The organism is Asanoa hainanensis (assembly GCF_900188485.1).
GTDB classification, from domain to species: domain Bacteria; phylum Actinomycetota; class Actinomycetes; order Mycobacteriales; family Micromonosporaceae; genus Asanoa; species Asanoa hainanensis.
In genome coordinates, this window is sequence record NZ_FZPH01000041.1 from 1 (window position 1) to 1,723 (window position 1,723).

2 protein-coding genes are annotated in these 1,723 nt (G+C 67.6%); both read right to left on the minus strand.

The window, feature by feature from the left end; translation table 11 throughout:
• Positions 1 to 1,400, minus strand: a 1,400-nt coding sequence (locus CHC05_RS40455) for a condensation domain-containing protein (protein WP_245871494.1), incomplete at its 3' end; no start/stop codon positions are given.
• Positions 1,401 to 1,412: 12 nt separating this feature from the next.
• Positions 1,413 to 1,723 (minus strand): phosphopantetheine-binding protein (locus CHC05_RS40460; protein ID WP_144023022.1); only part of this gene is annotated, 311 nt, incomplete at its 5' end.

Consider the following 1,723-nt stretch of genomic DNA (forward strand, 5'->3'; position numbering starts at 1 on the left):
GCGGCCCGCAGCACCAGCTCCAGATGCGACATCAGGCGGTGGACCCTGGAACGGTCGAACAGATCCGTCGCGAACTCCACCCGAAACTGCAAACCATCCACCGAGTCATAGGTGTTGATGGCGAGGTCGAACCGGGCAGTTGGTTGAGCGACGCTGATCCATTCGACAACGAGGTCCTGGAATGTCCAGGTGAAGGCAGTGCTGCTCTGCAGATCCATCGCGATCTGGAACATCGGGTTGCGGGACGGGTCGCGCGGCAGGCCGATGCGTTCAATGATCTTCTCGAACGGCGCTGCCTGGTGGTCCCACCCTTCGGCGACCGTGACCATCGACCGCCGGATGAGCTCTTCGAGCGTCGGGTCGTCGGACACGTCGTTGCGCAACACCAGCATATTGATCAAACAGCCGACCAGGCTCTGGAACTCCGGCCGCTGCCGGTTGCCGTTGGCGGTGCCGATGATGACGTCGGGTGTCGCGGACCACCGGGACAACGTCGCGGTCATCCCGGCCACCAGCGTCGCGAACAGCGTCGCGTTGACCCTTCGCGAAAGGGCCCGCATGCCTTCGAGTACGTCGGCCGGGATGGTGTACGAGAGCCGGTCGCCCCGGAAGCTGGGCAGGTCGGGTCGCGGACGGTCGGTGGGAAGCTCCAAGGTGGTGGGGTTCGCGAGCTTCTCGGCCCAGTAGGTGATGTCGCGTTCGAGCGCGCCGTCGGCCAGCCGCTGCTGCTGCCACTCCGCGAGGTCACCGTACTGGATGGGCAATGACGGCAAGCTCAGCTCGGCACCGGCTCGCGCCATCCCGTACAACTCGCTGACCTCCGTCAGCAGGACCGAGGCCGAGGCGCCGTCGAAGCAGATGTGGTGTGCGGTCAGGCCGAAGACGTGCTCGTCCGCCGCGACACGGTAGAGCCGGAACCGGAAGGGGCGGTCCCGGTCGAGACGGAAGGCCTCGTTGGCCTGGCGCTCCAACGCGCGGCGCAGCGACTCCTGCGGGTGCTCGCCCACGGCGACGGTGATGTCGTGAATCGGCAGGCGGACCGGCGTCGGCGGATGAACGATCTGCCAGGGCTGTCCGTACTCGACGGTGAACGTCGTGCGAAGCGTTTCGTGCCGCGCGGTCACCGCCGAGACCGCCCGTTCCAGCGCCCCGAGGTCGAGGTCCCCGGTCAGCCGGAGAAACACCGACAGGTTGTAGGTGGAGTGACCCGGCGAGAGTTGGTCGAGGAACCACAACTGCTCCTGCATGAACGACATCCGGGCGCGCGTCGAATCGCGCCGGGGAATGACCTGTCCATCACCGGGCGGAGCCGCCGACGGCGCGGACGCGACGCCGGCCCGCATCTGCGCCAAGCGGGCTTCGAGCGCGGCGATCTCCTCGGCCAGCGTCGCTTTGTCCATCGCGAACCACTCCTACTCGTTGTCGGACGCCGTCGTGCCGCCTTCGAGGGCCGCGCGTGCTTCGGCCAGCCGTCGCTCGAGGGCCGCGATCTCCTCTGCCGCGTTGTCAGTCACCGGTGTGCGGGAACGGTTCAGCTGCTCCCTGGCGGCGTCGATTCGACGCGCGATGTCGGCGACGCTGACCGCGGCGTAGAAGTCCCCGACGCTGACCTCCACCCCGCACCTGGTGCGGAGGGCGAGGACGGTGCGGGCGGCTTGGAGGGATGTGCCGCCGAGGGCGAAGAAGTTGTCGTCGACGCTGATGTTGGGCAGGCCGAGGGTTT